Source organism: Dietzia sp. IN118 (genome assembly GCF_032905965.1).
Classification (GTDB): Bacteria; Actinomycetota; Actinomycetes; order Mycobacteriales; family Mycobacteriaceae; genus Dietzia; species Dietzia kunjamensis.
Genome location: NZ_JAUMSR010000001.1, coordinates 1,080,903 through 1,102,493, shown reverse-complemented (window position 1 = coordinate 1,102,493; position 21,591 = coordinate 1,080,903). Strand labels below are relative to the sequence as shown.

Sequence of the window (21,591 nt, the reverse complement as noted above, 5' to 3'; positions counted from 1 at the left end):
CAAGAGTGGTGCTGATGCTGTGATGACGACGAATGTGTTCGGCAAGGGTGCGCAGCCCGGTAGCTGGGGCAGACGGGCAAGATGCCAACTGGCCGCAGTGGTGGTGAGTTCGCTTGTACTTACTGGCTGCGCTAGCGGCACTGATGCCGTCGCTTCAGGTGAGACGTTCGATTTTGTCAGCCCGGGCGGCCAGATTGAGATCTTCTATGATCCGCCGGCGGACCGCCAGAAGATCGCGCCGATGTCTGGCCCGGAAGTAGTAGATCCGGAGGCCACTGTGGCGGTCGCAGACTTTCCTGGCGAGGTGGTGCTGATCAACCTGTGGGGTCAGTGGTGTGCTCCCTGCCGGACGGAAACCGACGACCTGCAGCGACTACAGGACAAGTACCAGGCGCAAGGGTTCACCAATCTCGGCGTCAACTTGCGCGACCCGAATCGGCAAAAGCCTGTCGACTTCATCAAGGACAACGGGGTCACCTATCCCTCAATTTGGGACCCATCGCAGGCCGCGGTGGCAGCGCTACATGGTTTCCCCACCTCGGTGGTGCCAGCGACACTGATTCTCGACAAACAGCACCGAGTCGCTGCGGTATATCTAGCAGAGGTCACCGACACCCAGTTGGAGCCGGTCATCGAGAGACTGCTGGCCGAGCCTGCTGAAAGCGACGCTGCATGAACACGGTGCTGATCGCGCAATCCATTGGCCAGACGTTCCAACAAACAGCTGCTTCCGGGCCTCTACTTCTCGCGTTGGGAGCATGTGTCCTTGCGGGACTCGTCTCGTTCGCCTCGCCGTGCGTAGTCCCGCTCGTGCCCGGGTATCTGGCATATATGGCCAGCATCGTGGGTGCAGAGCGCCCGGCGGTGACCGTGCAGGCCGCCGAGCAACGCCGCGCCGAAGCCAGCACGCTCACTCTTGAACAGCAGCGTCAGCGGGTGTCATCGCGACGACGAGTCGTCCTCGCCGCGGTGCTATTCGTTGCTGGATTCACGGTGGTCTTCGTGCTGCTGTCGGCGATGGTGCTGGGCACCGTGCAATACCTCGCCCCCCAGCAAGAATTGCTGCAGCGGCTCGGCGGTGTGGTGACCATCTTGATGGGTCTGGTGTTCATCGGGGCCATACCCGCCCTCCAGAGGGACACTCGAATGCAGCCGAAAGCGCTTTCCACCTGGGCGGGCGCGCCGCTACTTGGCGCCGTCTTCGCCCTGGGATGGACGCCGTGTCTCGGACCGACGCTGGCAGCGGCGTTGTCGGTGGCCGCCGGAACCGGACTCGACGCCGCACGCGGAGTACTGCTCATCGTGGCGTACTGCCTGGGGCTCGGACTGCCTTTTATCGTGGTGGCCTTCGGTTCGACGAGAGCCATCCGCACGGTGGGCTGGCTGCAACGACACACGCGAACGATTCAGATCGTCGGCGGCATCATGCTCATTGTCGTCGGAATCTTGCTGCTCAGCGGCATATGGACGCAGTTCGTGTACTGGCTCCGCGACTTCGCCGTCTCAGACACCACTTTGCCGATCTGACAGTGCTCCGATGGTCTCTCCTAACTCGAGTCGAGTCTGTCTGTCCGAAAAGAACCTTGATCGGATCTTGACGAAACGATGACCCAGATCTCGCATTTCGCCCCGCAGAATCGAGTTTCTAATACAGGCAAGGAGTTGAGTCTGATGGGGTGGTTTTACGGTATGAACTGGATCGACATCGTCCTGTTGATCGCGTTCGTACTCGGTTTCTGGGCGATGGTTCTGGCCTTGACGACCAGTCTTTTCGGAGGGCATCGGCACCTACGCGGGTCTCACTCTCCTGCTACTGGGGTCGTCTCTTCCGGTATCTCTTTCGGATCTCACGTAGGGACCGCGACTTCGCGAAACGCCGATCATGATGAACGCTGACGCCACGGGGCGGGCAGGTGCGCTAAGACGTGCGCCGCGCGTGCTGGTCTCCCGCCGGTCTTTCTTGGCCGGATCGCTTCTCGCCGGCGCCGGCGCTCTGACTGCATGTTCTGGTTCCGGAGCAGCCACGGGCAGTCCCGTGGGAGCCTCGTCAGATCTCGTGAGGCGGCTTGAGCAGGAGCGACGCTCCCCCGGCCAAACGGTGGTATCTGCGCAGTTGACCCCCCGTCCGGTCGACGTTGATCTGGGTGGCCGAGTCGTCTCAACGTGGGGATACGACCAACAATTGCCAGGCCCACTGGTGCGGGCCCAAGCTGGAGAGCGGCTGCAGATCACCGTGGACAACCAGCTGCCCCAGGAGACCAGCGTGCACTGGCACGGGATCGCCATGAGCAACGACATGGACGGGGTTCCCGGGTTGACGCAGGACCCGATCGCACCAGGCACCACGTTCACCTACGACTTCACCGCCCCAGACCCGGGCACGTACTTCTACCACTCACATTCGGGTCTGCAACTCGATCGGGGCTTGTACGGAGTGGTGATCATCGATGATCCGGGCGAGCCCGGCGACTACGACCATGAATGGCTCGTGGTCCTTGACGACTGGGTCGACGGGACCGGTCGGACCTCCGACGATGTCGCCCGTGATCTGGGCATCGGTGCCGACACCGCAGATGCCGGGATGCAGGGGATGGACCACGACATGATGGACATGCACGGGGGTGAGGGGTCGATGATGTCCCCCATCCTCGGCAGCGCCGGGGATGTCACCTACCCGCACTTTCTGATCAATGGTCGACTCCCTGTCGACCCCTACGTTTGGAGAGCGGCGCGGGGCCAACGCGTGCGCATCCGGTTCGTCAATGCCGGCGCCGACACCGCGTTCCGGGTAGCGCTTGGCGGGCACCGGATGACCGTCACTCACACTGACGGCTTTCCCGTGCTTCCCGAGGACACCGATTCCCTTCTGATCGGCATGGGTGAACGGTTCGATGTTGTGGTCACGCTCGGCGACGGCGTGTTCCCGTTGTTCGCTCAGCCCGAAGGCAAGGATGGCCACGCGCAGGCCCTTGTACGTACAGCAGCGGGCGATCTCCCGACAAATTCCCGACCAGTCGAAGTGGACCGGCGTCCGCTATTGGGTACCGACTTATCCCCCAGCGAGGCAGTGCGTCTGTCTAACCGAAGTCATGATCGGTACCACAGTGTTGACCTGGGCGGGACGATGTCGCCGTACCGGTGGACCCTCAACAGCCAAGTCCACCCGGATTCGGTGCCGCTGGAGGTCAACAGTGGGGAGCGGGTGCGGATGCGGATGCGGAACATGTCCGACATGTTCCATCCGATGCACCTGCACGGACATACGTTCGCGCTCGCGGACAGCGGGCTTCGCAAGGATACCGTCACGATTCGGCCGATGCGCACTATTGAGATCGAGTTCGACACCGATAATCCTGGCCAGTGGGCGTTGCACTGCCACAACGCCTATCACCAAGAGGCCGGGATGATGACCACTCTGTCTTACCTCGCCTGACCGGCAAGGTAATCCACTCGCGGGCCCGAAAGTCCGCAGAAGAAAGGGAACCCAGATGAATCGAAAGAAGCTTGTGATGACCGCCGCTGCCGCCGCGGTCCTGCTGGGGCTGTCCGCCTGCACCAGCGACGAGACCGACACGGCCAGCGAGACCACGACCGCCGTCGAGACCACTGCGACCAGCGGGAGTTCGACCACCGAGCAGGCAGAGGAATCAGCTCAGCATTCCGAGGCTGACGTGATGTTCGCCCAGATGATGATCCCCCACCATGAGCAAGCCATCGAGATGAGCGACATCATCTTGTCCAAGGATGATGTCCCCGCCGACGTCACCTCGCTGGCCGAGGAGATCAAGGCGGCCCAGGGGCCCGAGATCGCGCAGCTGACCGACTGGCTTGAGCAGTGGGGCGAGCCGACGCAGCCCGAAGGCATGGACATGGACATGGGCGGTGACCATGACATGGCGCAGATGGAGGGCATGCTCTCCGATGAGGACGTGCAGCAGTTGTCCGACGCTCCCGGCCCTGAGGCTGCCGAGTTGTTCCTTAACCAGATGATCGCCCACCACGAAGGTGCCGTGGCCATGGCCGAAGACCAGGTGGAGAACGGCACGTACCCGCCGGCTGTCGATCTGGCGCAAACCATCATCGACACCCAGCAGCAGGAAATCGACACCATGCGGCAGTTGCTTGACCCCATGTAGAAAACGAAGCCTTGTATACCCGGCGGGGTCGATGGCAGTCCGACCCCGCCGGAGACCGTCTGGGCATCAACACATTTTCTTGTCCCTGCCAGAAACGAGATACGCATTCATGCTTTCGCACCGAAAGCGGGCCTGGGCCTCAATAGCCATCCTTGCATCGGCTCTCATCGCGACCGCGTGTTCGAGCCCGCAGCAGACGCCAGCACCCGAATCCGGGGACGCCTCATCGACGGTCGGCACCGCATTAACACCCGCGCTTGACCATGTGCACGGACTCCACCTCGATGCTGAGGGCAGGGTGCTGGCCGGCACGCATACGGGGCTTTTCGTCCTCAACCCCGATGGCGCGACCACCCGCGTCGGCGACGCCGACGACGACTTCATGGGGCTCACAGGCGCGCCCGGGACGGATAACCTCTACGCCTCGGGCCATCCTGGCCCGTCAAGCTCCGCCCCCAATCCTCTCGGACTCATCGAGAGTGTCGACGGCGGCCAGTCGTGGGCGACGAAATCCCTCTCCGGCGAAGTCGACTTTCACGCCCTGACCACTGACGGAAACACCCTTGTCGGACTCGACACCGCCAACGGAATTCGAACGTCCACCGACTCGGGCGTCAGTTGGACCGACGGCATCGAGATAGCCGCGAGAGCATTGGCGATTACCGACGAGGGCATCTGGGCCACAACCGCAGGAGGCCTACAACTCAGCACCGACATCGGGCGCACATTCGCATCAGTACCAGCTGCTCCCGAACTCCTGCTGATATCTGCAGCCGAAGACGGCACCCTCTGGGGGATCGATACCGACGGCACCGCCTGGCGCAAGAACGTCAACGACGATGAGTGGCAGCAGGGACCAGTTGTCGGTGATGTCGAAGCCATCATCGCCGCGGACCAGGACACTGCCTACGCTGCTGATGGACGGTCATTTCATACATTAACGATTCCCTGAAACGTCGTCGGCGGCGCAAACCAAGGCCGACCGAAGACGGAATGGAAACTACCGGTCAGAACGCATACGAACTCGAGGGAGAAGTGGTGAGGAAAGAAGCGATGCTCGCAGGCGGAGCCGCACCAGAGCGCACACCGGCGAAACGGCTTGCCTCGGTCGCGGTGGCCTTGGTGGCCGCAGTAGGACTGAGCGCGTGCACGATCGGGGACACCGAGGACGCCTCGACGGCCGCTGCACCGAAAGAAGCCCCCGCCGCTGCGGCCGTCATTCACACCTCGTTCGAAGATGGGACAGTGGCCGCGACGCCGCGGGAACCGATCGTCTTGGATGTGACAGACGGTGCGTTCGACGATGTCACGGTCACAAACGAAGAAGGCCGCGAGGTCGAAGGCGAGTTCAACGCGGAACGCTCCCAGTGGCGCACCACCGAGACTCTGGGCTACAACCGGGATTACTCGATCGAGGCGAGCGCTACTAACGACGACGGTGAGACGATTACAGACTCGTCCTCGTTCAGCACCGTGGTCCCGAACTCGACCACCAGCGCGAGCCTGGTGACCGGTCAGGGCCACACGGTAGGTATCGCGCAGCCGGTCGCGGTGCGTTTCGAGTCCGCCGTCGGCGACCGTAAGGCCGTCCAGGACGCCATCGAGGTCACCACGACCCCCGCCGTCGAAGGAGCCTTCTACTGGGTGTCGCCCTCGGAGGTTCGCTGGCGCCCCGCCGAATTCTGGGCACCGGGCACCGAGGTCGACGTCGACGTCAACATCTACGGCACCGATATGGGCGAAGGCCTTTACGGAGCCCAGGACGCAAACAGCAACTTCACGATCGGCGACGAGGTCATCACCACGATCGACGACAACACCAAGACAATGACGACCCGAATCAATGGCGAGGTCGTCAGCAGTAGCCCGGTCTCACTAGGAAAGGCATCGACACCCACCCCGAACGGCACCTACTACATCGGCGACCGATACGAATCGCTCATCATGGATTCATCGACGTTTGGTGTGCCGGTCGACTCGGCCGACGGCTACCGGCTTTCAGTCAACTGGGCCACCCAGATGTCCTACAGCGGGATCTACGTCCATGCCGCCCCATGGTCCGTTGAACAACAGGGCTTCACCAACGTCAGTAACGGCTGTATCAATGTCACCGACGCCTACGCCAAGTCGTTCCAGAACAACAGCAACCGTGGCGACGTGGTCGAAGTCATCAATACCGTCGGACCAACACTTCCTGGGACCGACGGACTGGGCGACTGGAACATCCCGTGGGAGACCTGGCGTGCCGGAAATGCCGATCAGGCCTGAGGGGTCCAGTCACTATTCTGACCTCGACCAAAGGCCAGGCCAAAATCGTCCGGCGAGCGCGGGAATAGCCAAAATGCACACTCTTCCGTGGTCATTGATCGACGTTTGAATTTCCTGACATTCGACGTTCATGGACGAGGGAGTCTCGCCGGATTCGTTTTTGGCGGCCCCACCGGCACAAACGAACAATGGCAGCCAGCAGGTGCGCAAGATGGTGCGCGACATCTGGTGCAACCAGCCGGTGGACGCGAATACGCCCGGAGCTAATACGCAGACCTTCCACTAAACGGGCCCTTCACTATGAAGGGCCACTAAACGATGCCGAGCTGTAGTTTCTGCGAACTCACCCTTCCCCAAATTTCCCCCATCTTCGAGGGCACGAGGGTTCTCCACCATGGTCTCGATCGTTCCAGCCTGTCCTGAGTGTCAGCTCGCCAGCGGAAATTCTTGATCAGACCTCCACCTGATCTCCACACAAATACGCGGGCGTACCGGCCAATGTGGAACTCGACCGGAAGGCAGGGGCGCGGTATGGAGTGGGCGAGTGTAACCGTGGTGGCCATTGGCCTGGGCGTGTTCTGGGCCAGCGTGCTCTGCCTCATTGTCGCCCTGACAGGGACCGCTCCCCAGGCGTGAGACACCCAGGGACCAATCGATGGGTGAGCCGGGTTCAACCACCTACCCCACATACCCCATAGGGGTATAATTGGAGGTGTTCCAGTGAGCACCAGCAACGAATATGAAGAGGAGAAGATGTCTATCCAGCCTCGCAGTAACCTTCCGTTGGAAGCGATCGCTGAATCCTGCACGTGCTGCTCCACACCCAGACCCTCGGTGCCGATGCCGATCCACGGTCTCCAGACCGACCGCCACGCCCCGCACCCGGCGCCACCACCCCCCAGACACCGGCGGGCCACACGCTCGGGACTGAGAAGTAGCGAAGGACGATCGCGATGATGTGGAACAACGGGATGGGTTCGGGAATGGGCTGGATGTGGATCTTCTGGCTCTTGGTCATTCTGGGCACGGTGGTGGTCACCGTCGTCCTGGCGAAAGCGTTCACCGGCGGCCGGGGCCAGACCGGAGGGCATGAGCATGTCAAAACCGGGGAACGCCCGCGCCAGCCGCGAGAGATCCTGGACGAACGCTACGCCCGTGGAGAGCTAACCACCGAGGAGTACCGGGAGCGACTACACACTCTGGGCGAGGGACGGCAGTGAGCGAGCTGACCCGACGGCAGCTCCTCGCACTGGGTTTGGCAGGGGCCGGCACCGCCGCCGTGGGCGGGGCCGGCCTGTGGTGGACCGTCAGTGAGGGCAACACCACGAACAGTGGTGGCTTCTCCGACGGTGGTGACGACCTTCTCGAGCCGGACGTGGTGGCCAGTCGGGACGGTGTGCTCGATCTGGAGTTGGTCGCCGCCCCCGCCCGGGTCAAGATCGGCGGGCGAAACGCAAACGTGCAGGCGTTCAACGGCACACTCCCAGGCCCCACCCTGCGCGTTCGGGGCGGAGACACGATCCGAGTGGCGATTGCCAACGAACTCGACACCCCGACCAACCTGCACGTACACGGGTTGCACGTCTCCCCCGAGGGCAATGGCGACAACCCCTTCGTCAGCATCTCCCCCGGCGAGTCCTTCGACTACGAAATCGTCCTGCCAAACGACCACCCGCCCGGGACTTTCTGGTACCACCCCCACCACCACGGCCATGTCGCTGACCAACTGGCGGCCGGACTCTACGGAGCGATCGTTGTTGAGGACCCCGAGCCGGTCCCGGTGTCCCGTGAGCGCACCTTGGTCGTCTCCGACATCACCCTCGACGGCACTGGCAACCCGGCTGCCGCGTCCCCGCCCGAGAAGATGATGGGCCGTCAAGGCGAGATAGTGATGGTCAACGGCCAGGTTCGGCCCCGGGCCACCGCTTCGCCGGGAGAGCGAGAGCAGTGGCGGATCGTCAACGCCTGCCCGTCCCGCTACCTGCGCCTGACCCTGGATGGTCAGTCTCTGCGCCTGCTCGGCCGTGACACCGGCCGCCTACCCGAACCTGTCGACCTCACCGAGGTGACGCTGGCTCCCGGAAACAGAGTCGAACTCCTGGTGGACGCTCGCCAGGGCACCTCCACTCTGCTCAGCATCCCGGTGGACCGCGGCGCCATGCCTGGCATGATGGGCGGACCCATGGCCGGTGCGTTCCCGGCGGACGACGAGCCGATCGGTCTGCTCACGCTGGACGTGACTGGGCCCCCGGCGGACGAACCCGATCCCGTGCCCGCAGGACCGGCCCTGCGGGACCTGCGCACCGCACCGGTAACTGCCCGTCGAACCCTGGAATTCGCCATGGGCATGGGCATGGGCCGTGGGATGCGCGGAGCCGAATCGATGATGTCGTTCACCATCAACGGCCGACAGTTCGACGCCGACCGAAACGACATCACGGTCCGCGCCAGAACTGTGGAGGAATGGACCCTGACCAACACCAGCCCCATGGACCACCCAATGCACCTGCACGTGTGGCCCATGCAAGTCCTCGACGACGGCGAGTCACCCACCTGGCAGGACGTGGTCAACATTCCGGCCTTCGGCCGCGTCACCATCCGCGTGGCCTTCGACGACATCGTCGGCCGCACCGTCTACCACTGTCACATCCTCGACCACGAGGACCTCGGCATGATGGGCACGATCCTGGCCCGCTGAACTCGGCGCACCCGACCGCAAGCACACCGCCAACCCCGCCCGACGAGAAGAAAGTACGGTACCGCATGGATCGCAGCGCCCAGTCCTCGAACTCACTGACCCTCACTGGATCCGTTGCGCTCGGGACGGGGGTGATGATCGGGGCGGGCATTTTCGCCCTGGTAGGGCAGGTCGCCGAGCTGGCCGGGGGGTGGATGCCGTGGGCCTTCCTTGCCGGGGCAGTGGTGGTGGCCTTCAGCTCCTACTCCTACATCCGCTACTCAGCCACCAACCCTTCCTCGGGCGGAATCGCGATGCAACTCAAAGCCGCGTATGGACCCGGGGTCGTGGCTGGCTCGGTTTCGCTGTTCATGTACGTGTCGATGATCCTCGCCGAGTCCCTTCTCGGCCGAACCTTCGGTACCTACATGCTGCGACCGTTCGGGATGCAGGACTCCGACGTGTGGGTCCCGGTGCTGGCCGTCCTCGCCATCGCCGGCGCCGCACTGGTGAACCTGGTGGGCAACCAACTAGTGGAGCGCTCTGCCACGGTCACCGCAGCGCTCAAGATCGTCGGCATCGCGGTGCTGGCGATCGCGGGAATCCTCGCCGCGGGACTCTCCTCCCTGCCCCGGCTCATTACCGCCGCTGGACGCACGCCACCAGACCAGGGATGGGTGGGCTTTCTCGCCGGTGTCACCCTATGCATCCTGGCGTACAAGGGGTTCACCACGATCACCAACCACGGCGGGGATCTGAAGAACCCCAAGCGCAATATCGGCCGCTCAATCATTATTTCCATCGCCCTGTGCACGGCGCTCTATCTATTGATCACCGTCGCAGTCACTGCGAGCCTGACCGTGCCAGAGATCATCGAGGCCCGCGACTACGCACTGGCCGAAGCAGCCCAGCCGATGTTCGGCGACTGGGGCATGAGAATAACCGTGCTTATCGCGGTGGTCGCCACACTGTCTGGACTGATCGCGAGCCTATTCTCAGTCTCGAAGCTCTACGACATGCTCCGAGAAATGGGCCAAGCCCCGGGCCTGCCCGGCCGGCCAGGACATCAGTCGCTCTACATCACCGCCGGGCTGGCGATCGTGATGGCCGCCTTCTTCGACCTCTCCCAGATCGCCTCCCTTGGCGCTATCTTGTATTTGGCCATGGACATTGCCATCCACTTCGGGATCATCCGCCGTCTCAAAAACGACGTCGCCGCCAACTCCTGGATCCCGTTGCTCGCGATCATCCTTGACCTCGCGGTACTGGTGCCCTTCCTGCTCACCAAGAGCCAATCGGACCCGTTCACCCTCGTCATCACCGCGCTAGTGGCCCTAGCCATCGTCCTCGCCCAGTGGCTCGCCGTGCGACACCACCAACACCAGTGAGAACACAGAGCACACCAGAGACTCCAACCAACCCAGCGCGATTCAGGCCGCACGACGCGCGTCCGCTGAGCGCGTTGAGGCGCGCATCTCCCCACACTTGTGGCACACGCCGTACCGGCTTCACCGAACCTTCACGTGAAGGACAGTTCGTCCTTCACAAACACTTGGCAGATTGGGGGTGTACCGATCAATGGTCCCGTGCACTCGGGGCTGGATCGAGCACCCAGGAGGAAACGATGCAGGCGAGATGGAGTATCAACATCACCCCTATCGAAAGGGGCGCTCGCATCGTGTTGGGTCTTCTCGGTGTCGTTGGCGGAGGAATTCTGCTCAGCCAGGCGGACTCCACGGGCGCGGTGATCGTGGAGCTGTTGTTGATCGTGGCTGGTCTGGACCTGATCGTCACTGGTGGGACCGGGCACTGTCCACTGTACAAAAAATTGGGCCGCCTCCCGCTTCGGAAAGGACACCCCTCATGAGCGAGCAATCACCCCAGGAGCGACGGCGCCAGCCACTAGACGCGCCCCCTGATCAGCCCCCCGTTGCGGGGTCGGCTTCCCCCTACAGCGATGGGCCTCTGGAAGAGCAGTACCCGCCCGAGCCCTCGAAGCCCGGACGCTCCGGTCATCGTTGGATGATGCTCGCGTGTTGTGTCCCGATGCTCGTTCTTGTCGGGGTCCTGCTGGTGACCGGGGTCGCAGGCACCGGAGTGATCGTGTTTGGCGCGCTGTGCGTGGCGATGATGGGCCTGATGATGTTCGCAATGCCCGGTGGCCACGGCCATTAACCCGCCACTACACGCTCCTGGGATCCATCAGCCCGATGATTGCCGCTGCGGCGATGGCATTGTCCTCCCTGTCGGTCGTGGTCAACGCCAACCGACTCCGGGGCTTCACTGCCGAACGGGCCGCTGATGACACCGCGGTGTCGCTCGCCTCCGAACCTGTGGTGGAAGTCGGCGACGACCGCCACGATCCTGGATCAGAGCCAACTCCCCATGCCACTGACCCGGTATGCGGCATGAGCGTGGACCCGGCCTTTGCCACTGCCAGCGCCACCCACGAGGGCCACACCTACTACTTCTGTTCCGGCCACTGCGCGAGAGTATTCGACACCCGACCCACAGACTTCGCCGCCACCACCGAGCGAGGAAGCGCCCCGCCGCAATGACCTCCACCAGAGATGCTCTCCTCCAGACGCGAGCACTAACTCGCACTGACCCGATCAGATCCTCAATTTCGACCATATTTCGCCCTGCCGGTTGCTCCCGGTGGGGATGAGCAATCACACCAGAACTGACCTTGCGGTCAGGAGGAGGGGTTCATGACTCACGGACACGGAGGCCACAGTTACACGGACGGTGCGCGCGGCCCTGGGTGGGGACTGGCCATCTCGGCGTGGCTGACGGGAATTTACTTCTTCATTGAAATTAGCATCGGGTTATGGACCGGTTCGGTCGCGGTGATCTCAGATGCCTTCCACACTTTCTCGGCCGTCGGTGGCGTACTGGTGGCCATCATTGCTGCACGGCTCGCTCGCCGGCCAGCAGATGAAGACCGCAGCTTCGGCTGGTATCGCGCGGAAATTGTCGGCGCATTGGTCAACGGCGGTTTCCTGCTGGTGATGGCGCTGGTAGTGATCGTGATGGGCGGGATGCGGCTAACTGCCCCGATCGACCTGTCCACTACGCCGATGTTGTGGGCAGCCGCGGGCGGTTTGCTCACTGAAGTCATCTCGTTGGGTCTGATATGGAAACAAAGTCGCACTGATCTGAACGTCCGCGGCGCACTGTGGCACATTCTTCAGACCTTTGTGGGCAGCCTCCTGATCATCGTCACCGCACTCGTGATCCGCTTTACCGGTTTCTTGCTGATCGACCCACTCTTGGGCATTGCTTTCGGTGTGGTATTGCTGTGGGCGAGCTGGGGCATCTTGCGGGATGCTGCCCATCTACTGATGGCGGGCACACCGACCGACCTCAGCCTTCCCGAGATCACGGCAGCACTGGAGGACACCGAGGGGGTCCAAGGGGTGCACCACGTTCACGCGTCAGCACTGACCAGCGGACGCTATATCTTCTCCGGACACCTTCGAGTGGTCGAGGGCGCCGATCCACAAACCGTCCTGCAAACAGCCTCCACTGTGCTCGAAAACAAGTTCGGGTTCTTCTTCACCACCTTGCAAGTGGAGACCGGCCACCTTGATGAGGCTGGCGCCGAAGCGATCGACATCACGCGGCCCGCGCCGAAAAATAGAACATGAAGGCGCTACTGCTGCTGGCTTTGATCACCGTGTCTGAAGCGACTATCGGCGTATTTGTCAAGCTTAGCGACGGGTTGATTCCCGTCCAGACGCTGACGTTTTACGCGATGGCCTTCGCGGCGGTGTTTCTGTTCATTGCGCGGGCACTGGCGAGCCGGGAATGGCCCCGGTTCCCGCGCGGGAACGTAAAGGACACGGTCATCATCGGCGCGCTGATCGCGGCCCAGGGCGGAGTGTTCAACTACGCCATGACGTTGGTGCCCATCGCCAATGCGGTGATATTCTGGAGTATTGCCCCGTTCTTCGTGTTCATTTTTTCTGCACTGTTTCTTGGCGAGAAGGCGCACAAGCGCTACATCGGGATTTTCGTCATTGCGTTGGCCGGTATCGCCGTGGCTAACCCGCTCAGCGGCGGTCACACCCTGGGCAATCTTGTGGCGTTGGCAACCGGGGCGATCTATGCGGCGATGATCACCTACATGCGTTATGAGGGCAAGACCGAGACGGGTAACGACATAGCCTGGTCGCTCCTGGCCGCGGCACTGGTGCTGTCGCCCTCGCTGCTGCTCGTCGGGCCCGGCAAGGTCTCAGCCACAATCTCCTATCCCGGGCTAGGTATCTCCGTGCCGGTGATGCTTTGGGTGGGGGGTTTGGGCGTGATTTCCACAGGATTCGCCTATTTCGGCATCTCCATCGTTTTGAAAGTTCTCAACGCCAATGTTTACTCGCTGGTCGATATCATTGTCTCCCCTGTGGTAGCCACGACATTGGGGTATCTGGTCTTCGCCGAAGTTCCGGCGCGGAGCACGATTTACGGGGCTGTACTGCTGCTCGGCGCCGGATTCTGGTTGACACGGGAGATGTCGCGGGGGGCAGAAAATCGAGCCGCGCACCCCTGTCAAATTGCCTCCCACCACACTTGAGAGTCCAGGGGTTCGTGCACGAGGTGAACCACGACGTCGTCTTCGACGTTTAGCTGGCTGTCCTCAGTGGGGTGCGGCCCGGTGCGGCAATCCGGTGGAACACCATGGCTGCCGCGAGCGTGATCCCAGCTAGCCAGCCAAGGGCCAGTAACGCCCCGGCGGTCTCGTCGAAACTGGGGGTGAACGCTGCGTCGGTCAAGACGCGAACAGCTCCATGGGAGGGCATCCAAGTCGCCCAGTCGGGTGGGGCGGCGTCGAACATGATGTTCTGGGCCAACCCGACATCAAGGAAAGGCAGCATGAACATCAAGTACAGGCCGCCCAGGCGCCCGACTATAGGTCCGATCAGCACTCCGAGCATGGCGTAGGTCAGGGCAACCGCCAGGGTCGCGAGCGCGAACGCCACCCACGAACGCGGTTGGAAGCTGAAGCTGGTCACGCCCAGGGAGACTGCGCTGACCAACACTGCGGCCAAGAGGATCACCCCGAGACGAGCCGCGAGCACCTCTGCGGTGCGGTAGCCGGCCACAACGAGTCGCCGGTCGGCCTCGAGTGATCCGAGCACGACGAACAGGCCAGCCAGGCCGGCCAGGAAGGCCACGGTGATCGGCACCATGATCGCTCCGTGCACATCGATCATCGAGACAATGGCGATCGTGTCCTGGCCGCGCTCGGTGAGTGCAACGGGGGTGGGCTGATCAGGGGTGATGGCGATCGACAGAGAGATGAAAAAGAAGGGAAGACCGACAAGCAGAACCCACAGTGCGACGTTGCGTCGATACTCGCGCCAGGCGAACCGCGACGCCACCCGTGTGCGCCCCCAGGTCGACTCGGGTGCACGACGACTGGTGCGGCGGTGGCCGGTAGTCAACACGAGGACACCGAACGCGAGCACCAGCCCGCCAAGGGTCCAGACCGCTGCGGCGCCAAGGTCACTGAGCGGGCCCGCGTGGCCAGTGCTGGCATCGAGCATCACCAACGTCGGAAAGTGTGAAGGGAACACGCGGGTAATCCATGAGTCGGACGGACCCATCGCCGGTCCGAGGAATACATCGAACATCCACACGAAGACGATCACCAAAGAGCCGTTGACTTCGGAGCGCACTAGCGCACCCACCGCTGTGCCGAGTCCCAGGTATATGAGGGCAAACATGACGGTGGCTGTCACTGTGCGGCCCACGTCAACGATGTCGGTACGAAGCGCCAGCGCCAGAAGTGAACCGGCAACCGCCACGCCCGCCAACGCCAGAGACGACGCCAGCCTGGCCAGCACGACCCTCGTCGGGGAGGAATCCGTGGCAGCCAGTCGTCGATCTGCCTGACGGGACCCGCTGACGTGGAAGAACCCCGCCACGCCAGCCAGAAATGCTGAGGCCCAGCCGGCGGTCACCGCCTCCAACTGTCCGAGGCTGGCTTGCCCACCCAGGATCCGGGCGAACTCGGCAATCGTGTCCGCTGTCAAGGTCACAAACACCAGGGGCACGACGCCCAGTAGCACCAAATTTATTGGACGGCGGGCATACTCGACCAGATACCGCCACGTCAACGACACAGTGAATGGGGTCGTCATCGTAAGATCGTCCTGCCGTCGACCAGGTCGTAGATGCGGTCGAAGCGCTCGGCGTCAGTGATGAAATGGCTGATGATCAACAGACTGCGCCCGGACTCGCGCCGGTCTCGGGTCAACTGCCAGAACCGCTGGTAGGTGTCCCAGTCGAACCCGGCGTAGGGCTCATCCAGTAGCAGCAGGTCAGGGTCCGGAAGCAGCGCCAAGCCGAGGTTGAGCTTGGCCCGAGTCCCCCCGGACAGCGCCTCAACGCGAGCGTGCCTCCACGCGACAAAGCCCAACGTGGTGTAGATGTCGTCTTTGGACCGCTCGATCTCGTCGTCGTCCATGCGGTAGGCCCGACCGAACAGGTCGAAGTGCTCGTCGCAGGTCAGCCTCTCGTACAGGATCGGCTCCTGCGGACAGAATCCGATGGGCCCAGTGTGGCTAATGGTGCCGCTATCTCGGGGTAAAGCACCCACTAAAATTTTCATCAGAGTTGATTTCCCCGACCCATTTTCGCCCACTAGACCCACGATCTCGCCAGGTCGAAGCTCGATGTCCGCGCCGCGCAGCACGCGTCGGGTGCGCCGTCGTGGCCACCACCCGGTTCGGTAGGACTTAGCCACACCGTGAGCGGCCAACACCACCGTCTCCCCAATAGGGCTTTCAGGCAGGCCGGTAATTGGATCCTGGTCCGTCACATCTGCTCCTCATTCAAATACTGGTAATGATCTCGCAAAAAGATGAAGTTTGGAGTCACCTCCGATGAAGGTTCAATAAACATTCTGAAAGAGCACTCCGGGATTATGGCGGTGGCATTCTTCACATTCATACTTTGAGGGAGGCTCTGCCCAACTCCGGCCGTAACACCGCATACAGTCACATTGGATGCGAGCTAGAAAATCGCGGGCCACCCACCGCGGCGAGGAGGCTACCGATGTCCGACAGAACAGAAGATGCGATGACCTTCCAGGCAGTGCATACATGGATCGCGTCCTCTCCCGCCGCCGGTGCAGCCACCGCTGCCGAAGTAGGGGTCACCGACGCGATGAGGTGCTCTGAGCTACACCACACCCTGGTGAGGTTGCCCCTCGGTCGCGGTACGGGTGGCACAAATCGGCAGAATTCCCACTGGGCAGGCAAGGACCACCCGCTCGCCGGCCTGCCCGCCAGCGGGCTCGTCGATCCGCTCGTCAACCTATTGCTTCGCTCGCAGCTCCTTGCGTGGGCCAAACCCAGCGGGCTCTTCGCGACCCTTCCCCTTGAAAGCGTCACCTCTCCCCTCCCGCGCCGATTGAGTTCTTGTAGCTCAAGACCCCCGGACCGGATGGCCAGCCCGAGCGACAAATCGGCAGACAGTCAACCGCGGGGGCGTCGATGACCTCCCCGCGAGCCGAAGGCGGATCCCCTGCGTTAACCGGCAAACCGTCCCCGCTTCGGATGTTATGGATCACCGCCGCCCTGGCTGCCTGCTTCCTCGGTATCAAATGGGGACTGCGCGATGCGCCGCTGCTGTGGTTTGCGGCCCTGCGAACGGCACCTACTACATCGGCGACCGATACGAATCGCTCATCATGGATTCATCGACGTTTGGTGTGCCGGTCGACTCGGCCGACGGCTACCGGCTTTCAGTCAACTGGGCCACCCAGATGTCCTACAGCGGGATCTACGTCCATGCCGCCCCATGGTCCGTTGAACAACAGGGCTTCACCAACGTCAGTAACGGCTGTATCAATGTCACCGACGCCTACGCCAAGTCGTTCCAGCACAGCAGCAACCGGGGCGACGTGGTCAAGGTCATCAATACCGTCGGACCGACGCTTCCCGGGACCGACGGGCTGGGCGACTGGAACATCCCGTGGGAAACCTGGCGTGCTGGAAATGCCGACCTAGCCTAAGAGGCCCTCGGCCAGGGTTCCGAACAATTGGTTGCGGATACAGACATGGCCGGGTGTTGGCCTGCGTTAATACGCGTCGCCCGTCTCTATGACGAACTGCTCGACTGCGGCAGCAAGGGCCTGGTTCGCGCTGCACCGCCAGCACGGTGAGCTCGTCTCCGCGCTTCCAAAGACCTTGCCGCCACGGCTCTTGCGCCCGCCTACTGGTCAATCCATACGGCGTCCGGGCGATCAGAGTGCAGGCGGAGTGAGCCGCGGACACAAGCGAACATCACCCTTGACCAATACCCCTACGGGGTATAGGTTCATTGGTGTTCGGATTGATCCGAGCCATCGGATGTCTCAACGAACTACACCCGTCAACGGAAGGAGCCGTCATGGCTACCAGCACCAAGGAGTACACCGTCCAGGGCATGACCTGCGGACACTGTGAGTCGTCGGTCAAGGAGGAAGTCGGCGAAATCGCGGGCGTCTCCATGGTGGAGGCCTCGAGCAAGACCGGAACGGTGTCGGTCTCCGGCGAGGGCTTCACCGACGAGCAGGTCGTCGCCGCCGTCAAGGAAGCCGGCTACACCGTCACCTCTTGACGCGAAGCGATCTCGCCAGCCCCAGCAGCTGGCGAGATCCCTGGCCCCGAGCACACCACCCGTTCACCGTGAAGGATTGATCCTCGATGACCCAGACTCAACCCTCCCAGATGCACCCCGCGGTGGATCTGATCGACATAGATCTGGGCGTCACGGGCATGACCTGCACTTCGTGCTCGGGGCGGGTCGAGCGCAAGCTCAACAAGCTCGACGGGGTGGACGCCACGGTCAACTTCGCCACCGAGTCCGCGTCCATCTCCTTCGACCCGAGCAAGGTCGACACGGACGCGCTCATCGAGACCGTGCGCGGTGCGGGATACGACGCGTTCACGATGAAGAATGACGACGACCAGGCTGTGGACGCAACTTCCGCAGGTGGCGGCGCCGGTCCCCGAGACCAGATCGAGGAGGCCAGGGAACGCGAGACCGCAGACCTCAAACACCGTCTGATTGTCTCGGCTGCACTCACGGTCCCGGTGGTCTTGCTGAGCATGATCCCGGCACTGCAGTTCACCAATTGGCAGTGGGCCGTGCTGACCATGGCCACCCCCATCTTCTTCTGGGGAGGCGCACCCTTCCACAAGGCCACCCTCGCCAACCTGCGGCACGGCTCGTTCACCATGGACACCCTGGTCTCCATGGGCACGGCGGCCGCCTACCTCTGGTCACTGTGGGCACTGTTCCTCGGCAACGCCGGCATGCCCGGCATGACCATGGAAGTGCATCTGCTGCCCACAAACTCCACGATGGACGAGATCTATCTGGAGACCGCCGCCGTGGTGATCTCCTTCCTGCTGCTGGGCCGCTGGTTTGAAACCAAGGCCAAGGGGCAGTCCTCCGCCGCACTCAAGGCGCTCCTCGACATGGGAGCCAAGGACGCCGCCGTCCTCCGCGACGGCGTCGAGGTCCGCATCCCCGTGGGTCAGTTGAAGGTCGGCGACATCGTCGTGGTGCGCCCGGGCGAAAAGATCGCCACCGACGGTCGCGTCACCGAGGGTTCGTCCGCGATCGACGAGTCCATGCTCACCGGCGAATCCGTCCCGGTTGAGGTCACGTCCGGCTCCACGGTGACCGGCGCAACCATGAACACCTCGGGAAGACTGCTGATCGAGGTCACCCGCACCGGCGAGAACACCACACTGTCCCAGATGGCCAAGCTGGTCACCGAGGCGCAGTCCAAGAAGGCCCCGGTCCAACGACTGGTCGACCGCATCTCGCAGGTCTTCGTGCCCATCGTGATCGTCATCGCGATCATCACCCTGCTCGTGCACTTGTTTGTGGTGGGAGCGGGACTGGCCACCGCGTTCACCGCCGCCGTGGCCGTGCTCATCATCGCCTGCCCGTGCGCACTGGGCCTGGCCACTCCCACCGCACTCCTGGTCGGTACCGGCCGCGGCGCCCAGATGGGACTGCTCATCAAGGGGCCCGAGGTCCTAGAGTCCACCCGGCGCGTCGACACCATCGTCATGGACAAGACCGGCACCGTCACCTCCGGAGTGATGTCCGTCAGCCAGGTCACCACTGCCGCCGGATTCGACCGGACGGATCTGCTGGTCAAGGCCGCTGCGGTGGAGGCCGCGTCCGAGCACCCGATCGCCCAGGCCATCGCCCGCGAGGGTGCAAAGAGTCTGGCGGGCGAGGGCCCCGTGGCCGACAGGGAGGCCGGATCCGCCATTCTGCCGGAGGTCACCGGGTTCACCAATACTGCAGGCCGTGGCGTCACGGGCACCGTCGACGGTGCCGTGGTGACCATTGGTCGCCCTGAGGGCTCCCTGCCGGCGGACCTGCGGACCGCGTTCGACGATGCCCAGAAGCAGGGCGGCACCCCTGTGGTCGCCCAGATCGACGGCACCGTCGCGGGCGTGATCACCGTCCGCGACACCGTCAAGCCCACCTCCGCCGAGGCGGTAGCCGGACTCAAAGCTCTCGGATTGACCCCGTGGCTACTCACCGGCGACAACGCCGGAGCCGCACGTGTCGTGGCCAGCGAGGTCGGCATTGATCCGGCCAACGTGATCGCCGAGGTCATGCCCCACGACAAGGTCGCCCAGATCGAGAAACTGCAGGCCAAGGGCAAGAACGTCGCCATGGTCGGCGACGGCGTCAACGACGCGGCAGCTCTCGCCCGGGCCGAGCTCGGACTGGCGATGGGCGCCGGCACGGACGTGGCGATCGAAGCCTCCGACATCACTCTGATGAACGACGACCTGCGATCCGCCGTGGACGCGATCAGGCTGTCACGCCGGACCCTGGGCACCATCAAGGGCAACCTATTCTGGGCGTTCGCCTACAACGTCGCACTGATCCCCGTCGCTGCGATCGGACTGCTCAATCCCATGCTCGCAGGCGTCGCAATGGCGTTCTCGAGTGTGTTCGTGGTGACCAACTCCCTACGCCTGCGCGGGTTCACCTCAAGCCACGCGACCCCCAACCACGACCAGACCAGGAGCCAGCAATGACGGATACCCCGGACCTCGCCATCGACCCTGCAGCCGAGCACGATGCCGAAGCCGCTGGCTGCGAGACCCACAGTCACCACGGCTACATGAAGGAAAAGGACCGCTACAAGGCCCGGCTCAAGCGGATCGAGGGCCAGGTGCGGGGCATCCACCGCATGATCGATGAGGAGCAGTACTGCATCGACATCCTCACCCAGGTCAGCGCCATCAATTCCGCACTGCGCAACGTCGCCCTCGGCCTGCTCGACGACCACATGCGCCACTGCGTCGCCGACGCAGTGAACGAGTCCGACGAGGCCGCAGAGATCAAATTCAAGGAAGTGGCCGACGCCATCGCCCGCTTCTCCCGCTAAGCGGGGGCGGGTAGGTGCATGGGAGGCCCCGGCAAGGTCGCGAGCAGGATGCTTCGCGGATGTAGCCGAGCCCCGAAATTCGGTGAACACGCCTCACCAACATACCCCGTTGGGGTATAGTTTGCGGGTGGGAAAGCCAATGAACTCGCACGGCAGAAACCAGGAGAGAACATGACATCTGATCGAATTCAGGATCCGGTCGACGCCGCCGGTTAGCTCGACGAACTCGCGGGCCCTATCCCGGGCTGGCAACCCGGTTGTTCCAATCGTCCCAGGCCATCACCGCAGGTCGTCACCGAAAAAGCCTTCGGGTTCGAGCAATGTGGCTACGGAGTCGGGCCAAAGGCAGCTCACCCTGGCCCACGCCCTTGGGCGCCCGAAAGACCAGCAGCGGCGGAGGGTGCTTCCATCGTTCCGAGCGCCCTAGAAGGGAGCCGCCATCATCGTGGCGCCAGCCCGAACCACTCCCCTGACGAACATCTTGAGCAAACCTTCACACAATCTCCACCACAATCCGCTGGCTCACCCACGATCCTGACTGTCGGCCGGACCCCAGAACGCCAGGACGTGCGTCATCACCGACGGGAACGGCGATCCTGGGATGGGCGGTGTCACGAACGTGGTCGGCCGAGCACAGATGTCAGCACGATTCGATACCCTGCGGCGGTATCGGCTCGTGGCCCGGAGCAACTGCTACTTGGCCCCACGGGAAGAGATGTCCATGACCCCTAGAACACATCATGCGCTAGGGCTCACCGCTGTCAGGGAATCATGTTCTTGCTGTTTCACTCCCTCGAAACTCCTGCATATCGAAGCTGCCGGACGCATGCCGCTCGAAGATCACGCCAACCAGGTGGCAATGGACAAGACGGAAGGGACCAAATGAATCAGTCGCACGATCATCATGACCACGCCCACAGTCACGGATCCGGCGGAGCCGCGGCCGGGCACCTCAACGAGCGAGACACGGCGGTAGCCGAGCATCATCACCCGGACGGACCCCAGGAGACGACGGGCCACGCCCATGCGGGGCAGCACCATGCCGGCCATGAAGACCACGGCGGTCATGCCGGGCACGCAGACCACGTCGG

General features: G+C 63.1%; 21 protein-coding genes and 1 pseudogene. 19 read left to right on the top strand and 3 right to left on the bottom strand.

What is annotated here, in order from left to right:
* Positions 1-22 precede the first annotated feature (22 nt).
* From Q2K20_RS05435 to Q2K20_RS05365, 15 genes are all read left to right on the top strand, one after another.
* The gene (locus Q2K20_RS05435) at positions 23-676 is read left to right on the top strand and encodes a TlpA disulfide reductase family protein (RefSeq protein ID WP_154828163.1); all 654 of its coding nucleotides are present in this window, start codon (positions 23-25) and stop codon (positions 674-676) included.
* Positions 673-1,527, top strand: a complete 855-nt coding sequence (locus Q2K20_RS05430; protein ID WP_043568439.1) for a cytochrome c biogenesis CcdA family protein — start codon at positions 673-675, stop codon at positions 1,525-1,527. Before Q2K20_RS05435 ends, Q2K20_RS05430 begins: the two co-directional genes overlap by 4 nt.
* Positions 1,528-1,885: 358 nt before the next feature.
* Entirely contained in the window at positions 1,886-3,433 is a 1,548-nt protein-coding gene (locus Q2K20_RS05425; protein WP_269529594.1) for a multicopper oxidase family protein, read from the top strand.
* Between the two features lie 76 nt (positions 3,434-3,509).
* The gene (locus tag Q2K20_RS05420; RefSeq protein WP_096907541.1) at positions 3,510-4,136 is read left to right on the top strand and encodes a DUF305 domain-containing protein; all 627 of its coding nucleotides are present in this window, start codon (positions 3,510-3,512) and stop codon (positions 4,134-4,136) included.
* A 109-nt stretch (positions 4,137-4,245) separates the two neighbouring features.
* The gene (locus tag Q2K20_RS05415) at positions 4,246-5,088 is read left to right on the top strand and encodes a F510_1955 family glycosylhydrolase (protein WP_241724152.1); all 843 of its coding nucleotides are present in this window, start codon (positions 4,246-4,248) and stop codon (positions 5,086-5,088) included.
* A gap of 41 nt (positions 5,089-5,129) precedes the next feature.
* The gene (locus Q2K20_RS05410) at positions 5,130-6,404 is read left to right on the top strand and encodes an Ig-like domain-containing protein (RefSeq protein WP_181694399.1); all 1,275 of its coding nucleotides are present in this window, start codon (positions 5,130-5,132) and stop codon (positions 6,402-6,404) included.
* A 130-nt stretch (positions 6,405-6,534) separates the two neighbouring features.
* Complete coding sequence (locus Q2K20_RS05405) at positions 6,535-6,690, top strand: hypothetical protein (RefSeq protein WP_156523497.1); 156 nt, start codon at positions 6,535-6,537, stop codon at positions 6,688-6,690.
* A gap of 667 nt (positions 6,691-7,357) precedes the next feature.
* Positions 7,358-7,624 (top strand): SHOCT domain-containing protein, encoded by a 267-nt coding sequence (locus Q2K20_RS05400; RefSeq protein WP_003862069.1) that lies wholly within the window; start codon positions 7,358-7,360, stop codon positions 7,622-7,624.
* On the top strand, positions 7,621-9,102 hold the full coding sequence (locus Q2K20_RS05395) for a multicopper oxidase family protein (RefSeq protein ID WP_096905124.1): 1,482 nt from the start codon (positions 7,621-7,623) through the stop codon (positions 9,100-9,102). Before Q2K20_RS05400 ends, Q2K20_RS05395 begins: the two co-directional genes overlap by 4 nt.
* 65 nt (positions 9,103-9,167) lie before the next feature.
* Entirely contained in the window at positions 9,168-10,469 is a 1,302-nt protein-coding gene (locus Q2K20_RS05390; RefSeq protein WP_096905123.1) for an APC family permease, read from the top strand.
* A 236-nt stretch (positions 10,470-10,705) separates the two neighbouring features.
* Complete coding sequence (locus tag Q2K20_RS05385; protein ID WP_076599981.1) at positions 10,706-10,948, top strand: DUF2892 domain-containing protein; 243 nt, start codon at positions 10,706-10,708, stop codon at positions 10,946-10,948.
* Positions 10,949-11,127: 179 nt separating this feature from the next.
* Positions 11,128-11,256 (top strand): hypothetical protein, encoded by a 129-nt coding sequence (locus tag Q2K20_RS05380; protein WP_256385638.1) that lies wholly within the window; start codon positions 11,128-11,130, stop codon positions 11,254-11,256.
* Between the two features lie 35 nt (positions 11,257-11,291).
* Entirely contained in the window at positions 11,292-11,639 is a 348-nt protein-coding gene (locus tag Q2K20_RS05375; RefSeq protein WP_096907174.1) for a YHS domain-containing protein, read from the top strand.
* 153 nt (positions 11,640-11,792) lie between these two features.
* Positions 11,793-12,731, top strand: coding sequence for a cation diffusion facilitator family transporter (locus Q2K20_RS05370; protein ID WP_096907173.1), 939 nt, complete (start codon positions 11,793-11,795; stop codon positions 12,729-12,731).
* Positions 12,728-13,654, top strand: a complete 927-nt coding sequence (locus tag Q2K20_RS05365) for a DMT family transporter (RefSeq protein ID WP_067717485.1) — start codon at positions 12,728-12,730, stop codon at positions 13,652-13,654. Before Q2K20_RS05370 ends, Q2K20_RS05365 begins: the two co-directional genes overlap by 4 nt.
* Before the next feature lie 49 nt (positions 13,655-13,703).
* Here Q2K20_RS05365 and Q2K20_RS05360 read toward each other — a convergent pair whose 3' ends face one another.
* A complete protein-coding gene (locus tag Q2K20_RS05360; protein ID WP_096907172.1) occupies positions 13,704-15,224 on the bottom strand; it encodes an ABC transporter permease in 1,521 nt (506 codons plus the stop codon).
* Positions 15,221-15,904: an ATP-binding cassette domain-containing protein gene (locus Q2K20_RS05355; RefSeq protein WP_096907171.1), complete on the bottom strand. Its 684-nt coding sequence runs from the start codon at positions 15,902-15,904 to the stop codon at positions 15,221-15,223. The genes Q2K20_RS05360 and Q2K20_RS05355 overlap by 4 nt, the downstream gene beginning before the upstream one ends.
* Positions 15,905-16,735: 831 nt before the next feature.
* Between Q2K20_RS05355 and Q2K20_RS05350 the strand changes: the two are divergent.
* The 4 genes and pseudogenes from Q2K20_RS05350 to Q2K20_RS05335 form a co-directional block, all read left to right on the top strand.
* Positions 16,736-17,101, top strand: a pseudogene (locus Q2K20_RS05350) (L,D-transpeptidase); the annotation flags it as partial.
* 377 nt (positions 17,102-17,478) lie between these two features.
* A complete protein-coding gene (locus Q2K20_RS05345) occupies positions 17,479-17,688 on the top strand; it encodes a heavy-metal-associated domain-containing protein (RefSeq protein ID WP_007625927.1) in 210 nt (69 codons plus the stop codon).
* Between the two features lie 86 nt (positions 17,689-17,774).
* On the top strand, positions 17,775-20,147 hold the full coding sequence (locus Q2K20_RS05340) for a heavy metal translocating P-type ATPase (protein ID WP_269529589.1): 2,373 nt from the start codon (positions 17,775-17,777) through the stop codon (positions 20,145-20,147).
* Positions 20,144-20,500 (top strand): metal-sensitive transcriptional regulator, encoded by a 357-nt coding sequence (locus Q2K20_RS05335; RefSeq protein WP_017838595.1) that lies wholly within the window; start codon positions 20,144-20,146, stop codon positions 20,498-20,500. The genes Q2K20_RS05340 and Q2K20_RS05335 overlap by 4 nt, the downstream gene beginning before the upstream one ends.
* Positions 20,501-21,340: 840 nt before the next feature.
* Here Q2K20_RS05335 and Q2K20_RS05330 read toward each other — a convergent pair.
* Positions 21,341-21,568: a hypothetical protein gene (locus tag Q2K20_RS05330; RefSeq protein WP_317176939.1), complete on the bottom strand. Its 228-nt coding sequence runs from the start codon at positions 21,566-21,568 to the stop codon at positions 21,341-21,343.
* Positions 21,569-21,591 lie beyond the last annotated feature (23 nt).